The following is a 15,029-nucleotide window of genomic DNA, read 5'->3' on the forward strand; positions in this document are numbered from 1 at the left end:
GCGCATTGCCGTAAGCCTGCTGATTATCTGGCAGCAGATAAACGTTTTGTGCCCCTTTCTGAACGTTAATATTCTTTGCAACATTAAAAGCAAAAGCCCCACCATTAACATTGCTGTATAAATTTAACCCGGACCCCGGTAGAATCCCGCGCAAAGAGCCGTACTGAACTGGAAATACGTCATGTCGCAAAATACCACAATGGCGCCCCGCGTTGGTTTTGTCTCGCTGGGTTGCCCAAAGAATCTTGTTGATTCAGAAAGGATCCTGACCGAATTACGCACCGAGGGATACGATGTCGTACCGCGCTATGACGATGCGGAAATTGTCATCGTCAACACCTGTGGCTTTATCGACAGCGCGGTGCAGGAGTCGCTGGAAGCCATCGGCGAAGCGTTGAATGAAAATGGCAAAGTGATTGTCACCGGCTGCCTGGGCGCAAAAGAAAACCAAATTCGTGAGGTGCATCCGCGGGTGCTGGAAATCACCGGGCCACACAGTTACGAACAGGTCCTTTCGCATGTCCATAAATATGTGCCTAAGCCTCAGCATAACCCGTTTCTGAGTCTGGTTCCTGAGCAGGGCGTAAAACTGACACCGCGCCACTATGCTTATCTGAAAATTTCTGAAGGCTGCAACCATCGCTGCACGTTCTGCATCATTCCCTCAATGCGTGGCGATCTGGACAGCCGTCCGATTGGCTCCGTCCTTGATGAGGCAAAACGTCTGGTGGAGGCCGGGGTAAAAGAGCTGCTGGTCATCTCACAGGATACGTCTGCATACGGTGTTGATGTGAAACACCGCACCGGATTCTGGAACGGTTCCCCGGTAAAAACCAGTATGGTCAGCCTGTGCGAACAGCTGGCGAAACTGGGTGTCTGGGTACGTTTACACTATGTCTACCCCTACCCGCACGTTGATGAGGTTATTCCGCTGATGGCAGAAGGAAAAATCCTGCCGTACCTGGATATTCCTCTGCAGCACGCCAGCCCGCGCATTCTGAAGCTGATGAAGCGACCGGGGGCGGTTGAGCGCACTCTGGAGCGCATCAGGCGCTGGCGGAAAATCTGCCCGGACCTGACCCTGCGTTCCACCTTTATCGTTGGCTTTCCGGGTGAAACCGAAGAAGACTTTCAGATGCTGCTCGACTTTCTGCGGGAAGCGCGGCTTGACAGGGTTGGCTGCTTCAAATACAGCCCGGTGGAAGGTGCAGGCGCTAACCAGCTGCCGGACCCGGTGCCAGAAGCAGTTAAAGAAGAACGTTACGACCGCTTTATGCAGCTTCAGCAGGCTATCTCTGCCAGCCGCCTCCAGGAAAAAGTGGGACGCGAAATTCTGGTGATTGTTGACGAAGTGGATGAAGAAGGCGCGATTGGGCGCAGTATGGCCGATGCTCCCGAGATCGACGGAGCGGTTTATCTCAATGGTGAGAAGCATGTCAAGCCAGGCGATGTAATCCGTGCGTGCGTCGACAACGCCGACGAATACGATTTGTGGGCCACAAAAATCTGATATTTACCCGCTTGCTTTTTTTCACCAGCAGGCATTTTACGATTAAGCGCTGCGCCTGACAGCGCATTTAACAGAGTCTGCCTCACGCCGCCGCCACAAATTACGCACCCGTAAGCGACTGTCACTGCAGGGCAGTGGTAACACCTCAGGCACTCTGTGAGCAGTCGTTTAGCCATCGCGTTTCTGGTGTTCTTTACGGCGTAGCAGGTAATCTTTGCCGGCACGAATGTTGTCCCGGTAACCTTTAAAAACCGCCGCCACGGCCTTTTCTGCGTTCAACGTTCGCGGTAAAACGCCACCCTGCGCGTCATACTTTTTTCCGCCCTGATGGTTGGCATAGCGACATGCGCGGGTGTACCCATCTGAATAAATTGTCTTGCCATATCCATCCCGACAAAATCGTCCGCGGCGCAATAATCTTCAAACAGTTGCATAATTTTTTCTGCCGACGCTTCAGCCACCGCCGTTGTCTTAAAGCGCCAATGGGGTAAAATCTCACTTTTATAAGGTTCGACCAGCAAAACACCCTGCTCCCCTCGTCCAACCTGATAGCTTTCGGGGTGCTGACGGAAATCAATTTTTTTAAAATCCTGCTGATATTTGAAAGCTTTCATCACGTCAGGTTTTCAATTTTGGGTCGAGCGCGTCACGCAGGCCATCACCCAGTAAATTAAACGCCAGAACGGTAAGAAAAATCGCCAGACTGGGAAAAATGGCAATGTGCGGTGCCATCACCATATCGGCACGCGCATCATTGAGCATCGCCCCCCATTCGGGGGTTGGCGGCTGTGCGCCCAGCCCCAGAAAAGACAGGCTGGCGGCGCTGATAATAGACGTGCCAATACGCATGGTGAAATAAACCACAATGGACGACAGCGTACCCGGCAGGATATGCCGCAAAATTATGGTCAGATCGGATGCGCCAATGCTACGGGCTGACTCAATATAGGTAAGATGCTTCAGCACCAGGGTATTGCCGCGCACCAGGCGGGCAAAGGCAGGAATGCTGAAAATTGCCACGGCAATAATCACGTTAGACATGCCGCTGCCGGTAATCGCCACCACCGCAATCGCTAACAGAATTCCCGGAAAGGCAAACAGCACATCGCTGATGCGCATAATAATTCTGTCCCACCAGCCTTCGTAATAACCCGCCAACAGCCCGAGGAAAGTGCCGGTCACCGCGCCCAGCACCACCGAAACAAAACCAGAAACGAGCGAAAACCGGGTGCCCAATAATACACGGCTGAAAATATCCCTCCCCAAAGAATCAACGCCAAACCAGTGCATTAACGACGGTCCCTGGGTCAACCGGCCATAATCAAAATAATTTTCTGCATCAAAGGGGGCAAGCCAGGGGGCAAACACGGCCAGAAAGATCAGCAACAGCACAAATCCTGCGGAAATTAGCGCTACCGTCTGCCGCCTGAAGCGGCACCAGAACTCGCGCCAGGGCGTGCGCACCGGGTGCTGAGTCAGGGTTGGCATAGCAGCGAGAGCCGCATTACGTCGCCAGTTTTTCATCAACCATCCTTATCTGTAGCGTATCGTCGGATTGATCGCGGCATACAACATATCAACCACTAAATTAATCAGGATAAACTCCAGCGAAAACAGCAATACCAGCGTCCGTACTACCGGATAATCACGCATTTCCACAGAGTCCACCAGCAGGCGGCCCAGTCCCGGCCAGTTAAATACCACTTCCACCACAATGGAGCCACCCAGAAGAAAACCGAACTGCAGCCCCATCATCGTCACCACCGGAATAAGTGCGTTACGCAGGCCATGTTTAATCACCACCCGCGTTTCACGCACCCCCTTGGCACGGGCCGTCCGCATATAATCTTCCTGCATGACTTCCACAAAAGAGACGCGGGTAAAACGTGCCATTACCGCCGTCACCGCGGCGCCTAACGTGACAGAAGGCAGAATATAGTGGCGCCAGCTGTCTGCGCCTACCGTCGGCAACCAGCCCAGTTCCACGGAGAAAATTTGCATGAGCAGCATGCCCAGAGCAAAAGCAGGAAAAGAGATCCCTGTCACCGCCAGCGCCATACCCAGGCGATCCGGCCAACGGTTCCGCCATACTGCTGAAATAATTCCCAGCGCCATGCCGAAGATCACTGACCACAGCATGCTGCTGACAGTCAACCCCAGCGTGGGCAAAAAGCGTTGAGCAATTTCTGAAGAGACCGTGCGCTTCGAGACAATTGACTGGCCAAAATCCCCCTGAACGGCACCAGAAATAAAATGCCAGAACTGAACCATCAGCGGCTTATCCAGCCCCAGCTGCTGTCTTAACATCGCCACCACCGTCGCATCCGCTTCGGGGCCGGCAATAACCCTGGCGGGATCGCCCGGCAAAAAATGAACAAACAGGAACACCAGCACCGCCACAATCAGCAGCGTTGGAATGAGTCCCAGCAAACGTTTTATAAAATAGTTAAGCATAAATTTTCCTGCGCCGGGGGAGGCCGCGCCCTCAAACAGCGCGGCTGAATTTCAGCGGGAGTTTACTGCAAATCGGCATCATCAAAGCTAAATGATGTATCCGGCATAACATAGAAACCCGACAGGCTTTTAGTTTTGGCAGAAACCAGTTTTTCAACCACCAGCGGTACCCAGGGTTTGTCCTGCCAGATTTGATCCTGCGCATCTTTATACAGTGCTGCCTTACGGCTGCTGTCTGTGGTTTTCAGCGCATCGGCTAAATCGTTATCCACTTTCGTATTGCTGTAAAATGCAGTGTTGAAAATGGTCGGTGGCCAGGACTGGGTGGCAAACAACGGCGTTAATGCCCAGTTGGCCTCGCCGGTGGAAGCCGACCAGCCGGTGTAGAACAGCCGCACGCCGCTTTCTTTCTGCCCTTTGCCTTCCACTTCAGCCGAACGCTGCCCAGCATCCATCGCGGTTACGGTGGCTTTGATGCCGACCTGCGCCAGTTGCTGCTGGGCAAACTGCAACACTTTCTGCGCGGTGGTGTGGTTATGCGAAGACCACAACGTGGTGGTAAAACCATTCGGGAAGCCCGCTTCTTTCAGCAGCTCGCGAGCCTTCGCCGGATTGTATTGTGCTGCCGGGTAGCTTTGTGAATACTGGATGGCGGGCGGTACCACACCACTCGCTGGCGTGGCATAGCCGGCAAAAGCCACTTTCACCAGGGCGTCACGGCTGATGGCATAATTGAGCGCCTCGCGCACTTTAACGTTATCAAACGGCTTCTGCGTCACGTTGATACTCAGATAACGCTGCATGATTGACGGTGACACAACTAAATCTAATTTGCTGTTTTTTTCCAGCAGTTTTGCCTGCTCATAGGGAACCGGGAAAGCCAGATTAGCCTCGCCGGTTTGCAGCATCGCCGCGCGGGTATTGTTATCCACCACCGGGCGCCAGGTCAGCGTATCCAGTTTTGGGTAGCCTTTTTTCCAGTAACCATCGAATTTTTTCACCTTAACAAAATCGGTCGGGTTCCAGGTTTCAAGTACGAATGGCCCCGTACCCACCGGATGGAAAGCAATATCCTTGCCGTATTTCTTAAGCGCTGTGGGGGAAATCATTGCCGCAGCCGGACTGGCGAGGGTATTAACAAAGGCGGAGAACGGCTGTTTCAGAGTGATTTTCACCGTAGTCGGATCGACAACCTCGGTGGTGGCAATCGACTTGAACAGGTTATAACGCTTCAGATGGTTGTCAGGATTGCTGGCGCGGTCCAGGTTAACCTTTACCGCCTCGGCGTTAAAATCCGTGCCGTCCTGAAATTTTATCCCGCTTTTTAGCTTGATGGTCCAGCTAAGGCCATCCTTACTGACATCATATCTTTCGGCCAGTACGTTAATCAGCTTCATATCCTTATCAAAGCCGAACAACCCCTGATAGAAGGATTTCGCCACCGCCTGCGACAGCGTATCGTTTGCGTCGTAAGGATCGAGGGTGGTGAAGTTGGAACCAACAGCAATCACCACGTCTTTTGCTGCAAAAGCCGGAACAGCAGCAAAGCTGCTCAATAACCCAGCAGTAAAGAGTGTACGTTTGGAAATGATCATCTTGCGTGTTTCTCCTGTCGTTCCTTGTTGTTTACAGCCTGTTCAGACGCCGCCCACGGCATGACGTGCCACGTAATGTCCTGCGCTCACCTCGACCAGCTTTGCCACGACGGGTTCATCATCCAGCGCGCGTACCGGGCTGGGTATTTCATCCACCAGCAGCGCGCGGTCACGTCGTCGGTGTCCAGGATCGGCCACCGGCACAGCCGCGAGTAGTTTGCGCGTATAGGGATGCTGCGGATGTTCAAATATCGCCTGGCGCGGGCCAATCTCAACAATTTGCCCCAGATACATCACCGCCACGCGATGGCTGATCCGCTCCACCACCGCTATATCATGTGAAATAAACAGAAAGGCAATACCGAATTCACGCTGTAAATCCAGCATCAGGTTCACTATCTGTGCGCGAACAGAGACATCCAGCGCGGAGACCGATTCATCGGCGATCACCACTTTTGGATTAAGCGCCAGCGCTCTGGCGATACAGATGCGCTGACGCTGACCGCCCGAAAATTCGTGGGGATAACGCCAGGCATGCTCTGGCAACAGGCCAACTTTTTCCAGCAGCCATGCCACGCGGTCTTCCGCTTCCTTACCGCGGGCGACACCATGCACCAGCAGCGGCTCCATAATTGAAAACCCTACCGTCAGCCGGGGATCGAGCGAGGCATAAGGGTCCTGAAAGATAAACTGAATATCCCGACGCAAATGAGACAGTGCCGCGCCCTTAAGCGTATCAATATACTGACCATCAAAGGTAATGGTGCCCGCCTGGCTTTCCACCAGGCGCAACAGCGCTCGCCCCGTCGTAGACTTACCGCAGCCGGACTCACCCACCAGCGCCAGCGTCTCACCCGGCCACAGGTCGAAACTGACTTTCTCTACCGCATGCACCCGGCGCGTCACGCGATTTAAAATGCCGCTGCGCAGATCGAAACGGGCAACCAGATCGCGGACCTGCAACACCGGGCCAGCGTCCGTCACCACGGTATCCTGGGGTGACGAAGATTGCTCGCTATTACCGGGATTCAGCATAGGGAAATGCACCGGGAGCGAGGTTCCCGTCATCTCACCCAGGCGCGGAACGGCCGCCAGCAGCGCTTTAGTGTAATCCTGCTGAGGCTGGTGAAAGATGCGTTCAACCGGGCCGGTTTCCACGACATCTCCGCGATACATCACCTGTACGTGATCGGCCATTTCCGCGACCACGCCCATGTCGTGAGTGATAAAAATCACCCCCATTTGCATCTCTTTTTGCAACACCCGAATCAGCTGCAGGATCTGCGCCTGGATGGTGACGTCGAGCGCGGTAGTAGGTTCATCAGCAATAAGCAGCGCGGGGCGACAGGAGAGCGCCATAGCAATCATTACCCGCTGCCGCATCCCGCCGGAGAGGTGATGCGGATAACGCGTCAGTACATCTTTTGCCACCGGGATACGCACCAGATCCAGCATACGTAGTGATTCATGCAGGGCGTCACGGTGGCTCTTGCCCTGATGCAGACGAATGGATTCCGCTATTTGCTCGCCGATAGTAAAAACCGGATTGAGTGAGGTCATCGGCTCCTGAAATATCATCGCCATATCCGCACCGCGGATCCTACGCAGTTGCGATTGCTGCGCCCGTGCCAGATTGACAACCTGATTATTGCGCTGCCGCAGTAGCATCTCACCACTGTCTATGCTGCCACCACCCAGCTCCACCAGCCGCATAAGTGCCAGAGACGTCACCGATTTTCCAGAACCGGACTCACCGACGATAGCCAGTGTCTCACCGCGGCTCACGTCCAGCGACAGATTTTTTACCGCCTGCACCACTTCGCCCTGTTGACGGAAGCTGACGCTCAAATTTTTAATGGCTAATACCTGATCGGCAGGCAAATCTGATTCTCTGGTCACCGTCATGCTTCCCTCTGGCTTTCACCATAAATACCCACCACAGGCGTTTCGCCCACGTAACCATAGCCACGGTACATACCTTCGCTGTTAAAGGGCAGCACGACATTGCCTTCACGGTCAATGGCAATAGCCCCGCCACTGCCGCCCAGCGCCACAATTTTATCTTTTATCACCCGCTCACTGGCTTCTTTCAGCGACAGGCTCGCGTATTCCATCAGCGCGGCGATATCATAGGCCACCAGCGCGCGCATAAACACTTCCCCGGTACCCGTGCAGGACACCGCTACATTGGCATTGTTCGCATAGCAGCCCGCACCGATCAGTGGCGAATCCCCTACCCTGCCCACCTGCTTATTGGTCATGCCGCCAGTGGACGTGGCTGCCGCCAGATTACCGTGCAGATCCAACGCTACGGCACCCACCGTGCCAAATTTACGATCCGCATCCAGCGGCGCGCCCTCTCCTGCACCATCATGATCCAGCGTCATACAATTGGCTGACAGCGCTCGCTGTAACTGATCACGCCGGAAAGGGGTTGAAAAAAAGTCCTCGTCAACCTGTTCCAGCCCCTGGCGAAAAGCAAAGGCTTCAGCACCTTCACCAATAAACATCACATGGGGGCTGTTTTCCAGCACAGCACGCGCCGCCAGCACCGGATTGCGCACGCGTCTGACACCGGCCACGGCACCTGCTTGCAGGGTACGACCATCCATTATGCTGGCATCCAGCTCGTGGGTGCCAGCATGGGTAAAAACGGCACCTTTTCCGGCGTTGAATAAAGGGCACTCTTCCAGCAGCCGCACCGCTTCAGTGACCGCATCGAGCGCCGTGCCGCTGGCGGACAAAATGGCCTGCCCGCTGGAAACGGTGGCTGAAAGCACCTGAATATAAAGCTGCTCCTGCTTCACGCTCATGTTCGCGCGGGCAATTGCACCCGCACCGCCGTGAATGGCAATGACTGCTCTGACCATAATCCGGTTACCCTGCGCGATAAATCAGCATGAAAAACACCAGGTTGGAATGATTTGGTTCAAATTAAACTCGTTTTCGACTATAGGCAGGCCGTAATGCGATGTAAAGCAGAATGTTGGTTCCCTGTTAATAACCAAAAGTTCTATCTCATGCGTCGCCCGCACATTGATGAAAAAGCATTCGCATACCCGCTCCCTGCTGGATGTCTTTCAGGGCAGTACACAGCACCGCAGCGCGACAGACTGCGAGGTTTTGGTGACCCTGGTCGCACTTCGCGCCATAATAACGACATCTGACCGTATGACCGCCCGCTAAATCGGGTATGCCGGAGACTCTATGGAAACTTTTACCGCCGGACTGATTTCACTTGATGACGCACTGTCAACCATGTTGTGCCGCATCGTCCCGTTGACGCAAACCGAGACCCTGCCGCTGACCGCCGCTGGCGGACGCATAACCGCGCGGCCAACCATTTCCCCCGTTCAGGTTCCTCCATTTGATAATGCCGCGATGGATGGCTATGCCGTGCGCCTGCACGATGTGCAATCTGGTCAGCCGCTTTCCGTCGCCGGGAAAACTTTCGCTGGCGCACCATGGCGAGACCTCTGGCCCGTCGGCAGCTGTATCCGCATCATGACCGGTGCGCCGCTGCCGGATGGCACGGAAGCGGTGGTGATGCAGGAAGAAACATGTCTGGTGAATGACCAGGTGAAGATAAATACCGACGTGGTTTATGGTCAGAATATTCGTCTGGCCGGTGAGGACATCGCGGCCGGTGCCAGAGTACTGGACAAGGGCGTGCGTCTCGGCACGGCGGAGTTACCCCTGCTGGCGTCACTGGGCGTGGCAGAAATTGAAGTGATACGCAGAGTGCGCGTGGCAATTTTCTCTACCGGTAATGAGCTGCAACCCATCGGCAAGGCATTAGCTGACGGTCAAATTTATGATACTAATCGCCTCGCGGTGCAGTTGATGCTCAACAAGCTCGGCTGCGAGGTTATCGATCTGGGCATCATTGCTGATGATCCGCAGACACTGCGCGCGGCTTTTCTTCAGGCTGACCGAGAAGCTGACGTGGTGATCAGCAGCGGCGGCGTTTCCGTTGGTGAAGCAGACTACACCAAAGCGATGCTGGAAGAACTGGGTGAGATTGCCTTCTGGAAACTGGCGATCAAACCTGGCAAGCCTTTCGCTTTCGGTCGCCTGAAACACAGCTGGTTTTGCGGCCTGCCCGGCAATCCTGTTTCTGCGACGCTCACCTTTTATCAGCTGGTGCAACCTGTACTGACCAGGCTGGCCGGACAAAAGGCATCTGCGCTGCCTGCACGCCAGCGAGTCAGAGCCGCAGATGCATTGAAGAAAAAGCTGGGACAACTGGATTTCCAACGTGGTTTGCTGCTACCTGACGCATCGGGTGAGCTGCAAGTCCATACTACCGGGCCACAAGGTTCCCATGTGTTTAGCTCTTTCAGCCAGGCTAACTGCTTTATTGTACTGGAACGCGAGCGCGGCAATGTTGCCGCCGGGGAATGGGTCGATGTCGAGCCGTTTAACAGTCTGCTGGCGGGCTATTAAGATGCAGGCTGAACTGAGCAATGATGAGATATTACGCTACAACCGCCAGATTGCGCTGCACGGCTTTGATTTCGACAGGCAGGAAAAGCTTAAAGTCGCCAGCGTTCTGATCGTGGGGCTGGGTGGGGTGGGGTGTGCCGCCAGTGCTTATTTGGCTGCTGCTGGTGCTGGTGCACTGACGCTGCTGGATTTCGATACGGTTTCACTCTCCAACCTGCAGCGGCAGATCCTGCATCATGATACTGCTATTGGCCAGTCGAAAGTGCGGTCAGCCCAGCGGCAGTTGCAAAGCATCAATCCCCATATTTCCATTGAAACCGTGGATGCACAACTTGATGATGCGGCACTCAATACGCTGATTAACCGGCAGCATGTCGTACTGGATTGCAGCGATAATCTTGCCACCCGCGAGCAACTTAATCGCCTTTGTTTTGCCAGTAAAATACCGCTGGTTTCCGGTGCAGCAATCCGCATGGAAGGGCAAATCAGCGTGTTCCGCTGGCAGGAAAATGCGCCCTGCTATCGCTGTATCAGTCGCCTGATGGGCAACAGCACGCCCGGTTGCGCAGAAACTGGCGTAATGGCACCGCTGGTTGGAGTAATCGGCGCACTGCAGGCAATGGAAGCCATCCGCCTGCTGACGTGCTACGGAGACGACGCAAGCGGGAAGCTGCTGCTGTACGACGCCATGACCCTGCAATTCCGCCAGATCAAGGTGCTGAAAGATTCCGCCTGCGAGGTGTGCGGGCGCACAATGCCAGCTAATTAAATGCCCCTTCGGGGAGCGCGACGTCGAATGCACGCCACCGGGCCAGGCCTGATATTGTAGATTGAGGATAATTATCAGCACCGCACATCAGGCAAGGTCAAAACGAACGCGTGGCTCAGGGTAGCGGGTTTAATCCGGTCATTGTGTGCCCACAATGCAAAATACGTCTCTTTCTGTGCGATTCTACCGATGCTGGCGACCCTGCTTAAGTCGATGAGTTTAAGTGAGCGCTACACACAGAAGGTGACGTTGATTGCACGCCCGACGGATCTGGCAATAGATTTAAAAAAACAGTTTCAGCATATGCGGTACAAACGACGGGCAGACAACTTCGCCCACTGCAGGCGTTTTAGTTGACAGTAAAATTCCACCTTCACAAAAAGCGACGTTGACCGCGCCGCGCTGGGGATGCACTAAAACCGCTGCCGCCAAGCTGCAGACAGCAAGCGCTACCTCACCCACGATACGGGGGTTAATTCGGCAACAAAAAGGGATCGTTCAATCCCCTTTTTCAATGGTGCAGAATGAAGTTAAACGATGCCCTGACTGCGCAGATAATCTTCGTAATTACCGGTAAAGTCATGCAGTTTCGTAGGTGTCATTTCAATCACGCGGGTGGCCAGGGAGCTGACAAACTCACGGTCATGGGAAACAAAGATCAACGTACCTTCGTACATTTCCAGCGCCATATTCAGCGCCTCGATCGACTCCATATCAAGATGGTTTGTAGGCTCATCCATAATCAACACGTTTGGCTTTTGCATCATCAACTTACCGAAAAGCATCCGCCCTTGCTCGCCACCCGACAGCACCTTAGCCGGTTTTTTAATATCATCCTGACTAAATAAAAGGCGCCCAAGAATGCTTCGCACCGCCTGCTCATCGTCATCTTCCTGTTTCCACTGGCTCATCCAGTCGAACACAGTGAGATCGTTAGCAAAATCATGGGCGTGATCCTGTGCATAGTAGCCGATGCGCGTATTCTCCGACCATTTCACCGTGCCCACATCAGGCGGCAGATCACCCACCAGCGTTTTCAACAGGGTGGTTTTACCGATACCGTTCGGTCCGAGAATGGCCAGCTTCTCTCCCACTTCCAGCAGCAGATTGAGATTTTTGAACAACGGCTCCTGATCGAAGCCTTTGGTCAGTGCTTCCAGTTCCAGCGCGTTGCGGAACAGCTTTTTATCCTGTTCAAAGCGGATAAACGGATTCTGACGGCTAGAGACTTTCACTTCTTCCAGTTTAATTTTGTCAATCTGTTTCGCACGGGAAGTCGCCTGACGCGATTTGGAGGCATTTGCGCTGAAACGGCTGACAAAGGATTGCAGTTCATTAATCTGTGCTTTTTTCTTCGCATTGTCTGCCAGCAAACGTTCGCGTGCCTGCGTCGCTGCCGTCATATATTCATCATAATTACCCGGATAAACGCGCAGTTCACCGTAATCCAGATCGGCCATATGGGTGCAAACCATATTCAGAAAGTGACGATCGTGGGAAATGATAATCATGGTGCTGTTGCGTTCGTTCAACACCTGCTCCAGCCAGCGAATGGTATCAATATCAAGGTTGTTGGTCGGTTCATCCAGCAGCAGCACTTCCGGGTTGGAAAACAGCGCCTGCGCCAGCAGAACACGCAGCTTCCAGCCGGGCGCCACTTCACTCATCGGGCCATAATGCTGTTCCAGCGGTATACCCACGCCCAGCAGCAGCTCGCCCGAGCGCGCTTCGGCGGTGTAACCATCCATTTCACCATATTGCACTTCCAGATCCGCCACGCGGTAGCCGTCTTCTTCACTCATTTCCGGCAGTGCATAAATGCGATCGCGCTCTTCTTTGACCTGCCAAAGCTCCGCGTGGCCCATAACAACCGTATCCAGCACGCTGTACTGTTCAAAGGCGAACTGGTCCTGACGCAGCTTACCAATGCGCTCATTAGGATCAAGAGAGACATTCCCGGCGCTGGGCACCAAATCGCCGCCGAGAATTTTCATAAAGGTGGATTTACCGCTACCGTTGGCACCAATCAGGCCATAGCGGTTACCGCCGCCAAATTTGACAGAGATATTTTCGAACAGCGGCTTACTGCCAAACTGCATGGTGACGTTGCTGGAAACTAGCACAAGATTGCCTTTCGTTTACGATGGGAGAATGTGAACCAGTGAGCATTATGCCAAAAAAAACAGGCAGCGAATATACCAGCGCGGCAACAGCAAAAATGGAGGGTGAGTGACATGACATTGTGCAGCCAGGATAACCTTTATCTGTTTCCGATATCCTCTGGCTGTGCCGCAGAATTTCAGTACACCCCACCAAAGCAGACTGCATTTTGCCAGCGCCACTCTGAACGAAGTGGCTGCCGGGAGAGACATCCAGTCACTGGTTTGCATTTTATCGGCGAACGCTAAAGGGGAATGTTCAGCAAATACAAACCCGCTTACCGCAGGTAACGGTGCCGGTGCCACGGATATTTCATAGCCTGGTTATTAAACCCAAAGTCGATAGCGGTTAAGAAACCCGGTCATTCAACCCACTCTCATGGCAGCCAGTTGAGCCAGACATCTTTCATAAAAGCTGCCGCAGTAAGGTATGTCGTGCCGCCTGCAAAACGCGCCTGTCGCTCCTCTGCGGGTGGCATTCACTACTAATCAACGCTGCCCGGTGGTCAATGGCTGTATCTGCGAGGTCTGACTTTTAGTCAGCAGATTTTGCATCACCGTCTGAAAACGCACATACAGATCCGTCCGTTTTAAACAGGTAAATATCCCGTGTTTATGTGGTATCCCTGAGTAAAAAACCACCTGCATAGCAGGTGGCATTGATTTCGCCCCACAGGGGCGCACTAAGTCCAGACTCAGAGAGCCTTCCCTTCACACTTCTTTCAGTGGAAGCTGGCTCTCTTCAACTTCATGTTTTCCTGATACTTCACGTACTTTATTATCATTTCTTCGTTTATACCTACGGTATCGACACAATAACCTCTTGCCCAAAAATCATTCCCCCACTGCTTGTTCTTACGCAGGCAGGGAAATTTATTGAACAATCGAAGGGCTGTTTTACCCTTTAAGTCGCCTGTTACATGGGAAATCGAAAGCCATGGAGGCACTTTTACCCGCAAAGGGACATGGTCTGTCTGGACATTCAGCTCCACTACTTCTATCCCGGGCTGCTCACCTGAGATCCTTATCGGCTTACAGACCTCTTTACCAACATTGTTACTAAGGATGCGAAACCGGTACCTGGGTGTCCATACGATATGATATTGACAACACCAGTGCACATGAGATGCTTTCTGGAATCTGCTCATGGTTAAATCCCTGGCAGTTATGGGGATAACAGATCCGGATTTTCCCATGAGTAGCATGACTGGCAGAGCCAGCTTATTGCTGACCACCTCCACAGGAGGTGGTGTTCATGCAGGGGTAAATATCCTCCGGCATAGCCGGAGGGACCCTGTAAATAATTCTGTGTAACTGCCACCACGTCAAAGGTTTTAGGGGCATTTTTCTCATGCCCGAGGTGGTCAGTCAGTTCTGCATTGAGTGCCGTTTCAACGGTCAGCTTCGTGAGCATGCGGGAAAACTGATTAAGGTCGGCCTCAGTTTTGAGGCCTTTAGCCAGTTCAGCAGCAAGGGCCTTAAGTTTCTTCTCGTCCATAATTTGCCTGTCTCCATTGTTGGAGTGAACATATCAAAAACAGGCAATTACACAATTTTAATTACAGTCTCGCCGGAGGTTTTCCTGATGCCCCTATAAGGCTCTCTTACCAGCCGCGTCCTGGCAGGCGCAAGACGACCTGACATTTGCATCAGACTTCTCTACTTACGGCCTGTAAACGGGCTACCCGGATATGGGACTGATAACTGCTCTCCCATTTTATCCTCTTCAAGCTGATGCTTTATGTATTACTGTATCTTCGTCTTGTTCTTACCCACCGTATCGACGTAGTACCCTCTGCACCACAACTCCCTGTTCCTGTATTTGAATTTCATATCTCCAGACTCCTCGTAAAGCACCAGGCTGCTTTTTCCCTTCAGATAAGACACGCTCATCTTTGGCGGGATCTCCAGAAGCATATGGATATGCTATGCACAGCATTCCGCTTCCAGAATTTTCACATTTTTCCACTCGCACAGTTAGAGGGAAGATTTGTCATTAACAACGAGTCAGTATCTCAGCTCACGCTGCGCGGCGTCGGAACCTTTCCGGCCTGTTCCGGATCTGGAGAATTCAGGAATCAGAGCGGCTGTGTTGA

At 53.3% G+C, this 15,029-nt stretch carries 10 protein-coding genes and 3 pseudogenes; 3 read left to right on the top strand and 10 right to left on the bottom strand.

Going from position 1 to position 15,029, the window contains the following annotated elements; all coding sequences use genetic code 11:
- The first annotated feature begins 199 nt into the window (after positions 1-199).
- Positions 200-1,510, top strand: a complete 1,311-nt coding sequence (gene rimO, locus LU633_RS15890; protein ID WP_198292510.1) for a 30S ribosomal protein S12 methylthiotransferase RimO — start codon at positions 200-202, stop codon at positions 1,508-1,510.
- A 168-nt stretch (positions 1,511-1,678) separates the two neighbouring features.
- On the opposite strand, the pseudogene LU633_RS15895 reads toward rimO, so the two are convergent.
- From LU633_RS15895 to LU633_RS15920, 6 genes and pseudogenes are all read right to left on the bottom strand, one after another.
- Positions 1,679-2,124, bottom strand: a pseudogene (locus LU633_RS15895) (DUF4385 domain-containing protein).
- 4 nt (positions 2,125-2,128) lie between these two features.
- Positions 2,129-3,034: a glutathione ABC transporter permease GsiD gene (gene gsiD, locus LU633_RS15900; RefSeq protein ID WP_016189711.1), complete on the bottom strand. Its 906-nt coding sequence runs from the start codon at positions 3,032-3,034 to the stop codon at positions 2,129-2,131.
- A gap of 9 nt (positions 3,035-3,043) precedes the next feature.
- Positions 3,044-3,964: a glutathione ABC transporter permease GsiC gene (gsiC, locus tag LU633_RS15905; protein ID WP_016189712.1), complete on the bottom strand. Its 921-nt coding sequence runs from the start codon at positions 3,962-3,964 to the stop codon at positions 3,044-3,046.
- A gap of 62 nt (positions 3,965-4,026) precedes the next feature.
- Entirely contained in the window at positions 4,027-5,559 is a 1,533-nt protein-coding gene (gene gsiB, locus LU633_RS15910; RefSeq protein WP_016189713.1) for a glutathione ABC transporter substrate-binding protein GsiB, read from the bottom strand.
- A 42-nt stretch (positions 5,560-5,601) separates the two neighbouring features.
- Positions 5,602-7,464 carry a glutathione ABC transporter ATP-binding protein GsiA gene (gene gsiA / locus LU633_RS15915; RefSeq protein WP_016189714.1) on the bottom strand — a complete coding sequence of 621 codons (1,863 nt, stop codon included), beginning with the start codon at positions 7,462-7,464 and terminating at the stop codon, positions 5,602-5,604.
- Entirely contained in the window at positions 7,461-8,429 is a 969-nt protein-coding gene (locus tag LU633_RS15920; protein ID WP_016189715.1) for an isoaspartyl peptidase/L-asparaginase, read from the bottom strand. Before LU633_RS15920 ends, gsiA begins: the two co-directional genes overlap by 4 nt.
- A 337-nt stretch (positions 8,430-8,766) precedes the next feature.
- On the opposite strand from LU633_RS15920, the gene moeA reads away from it, so the two are divergent.
- Together moeA and LU633_RS15930 are read left to right on the top strand one after the other, a co-directional pair.
- Positions 8,767-10,005: a molybdopterin molybdotransferase MoeA gene (moeA, locus tag LU633_RS15925; RefSeq protein ID WP_016189716.1), complete on the top strand. Its 1,239-nt coding sequence runs from the start codon at positions 8,767-8,769 to the stop codon at positions 10,003-10,005.
- 1 nt (position 10,006) lies between these two features.
- Positions 10,007-10,774 carry a molybdopterin-synthase adenylyltransferase MoeB gene (locus tag LU633_RS15930; protein ID WP_016189717.1) on the top strand — a complete coding sequence of 256 codons (768 nt, stop codon included), beginning with the start codon at positions 10,007-10,009 and terminating at the stop codon, positions 10,772-10,774.
- Between the two features lie 530 nt (positions 10,775-11,304).
- On the opposite strand, the gene LU633_RS15935 is transcribed toward LU633_RS15930, so the two are convergent.
- From LU633_RS15935 to tnpA (LU633_RS15950), 4 genes and pseudogenes are all read right to left on the bottom strand, one after another.
- Positions 11,305-12,897, bottom strand: a complete 1,593-nt coding sequence (locus LU633_RS15935) for an ABC-F family ATPase (RefSeq protein WP_016189718.1) — start codon at positions 12,895-12,897, stop codon at positions 11,305-11,307.
- 758 nt (positions 12,898-13,655) lie between these two features.
- The gene (gene tnpA / locus LU633_RS15940; RefSeq protein ID WP_046371944.1) at positions 13,656-14,081 is read right to left on the bottom strand and encodes an IS200/IS605 family transposase; all 426 of its coding nucleotides are present in this window, start codon (positions 14,079-14,081) and stop codon (positions 13,656-13,658) included.
- 182 nt (positions 14,082-14,263) lie between these two features.
- Positions 14,264-14,431, bottom strand: a pseudogene (locus LU633_RS15945) (IS256 family transposase); the annotation flags it as partial.
- Between the two features lie 161 nt (positions 14,432-14,592).
- Positions 14,593-14,910: pseudogene (gene tnpA / locus LU633_RS15950) on the bottom strand (IS200/IS605 family transposase); the annotation flags it as partial.
- Positions 14,911-15,029 lie beyond the last annotated feature (119 nt).

The sequence above is a fragment of the Erwinia tracheiphila genome, from assembly GCF_021365465.1.
Taxonomy (GTDB): Bacteria; Pseudomonadota; Gammaproteobacteria; order Enterobacterales; family Enterobacteriaceae; genus Erwinia; species Erwinia tracheiphila.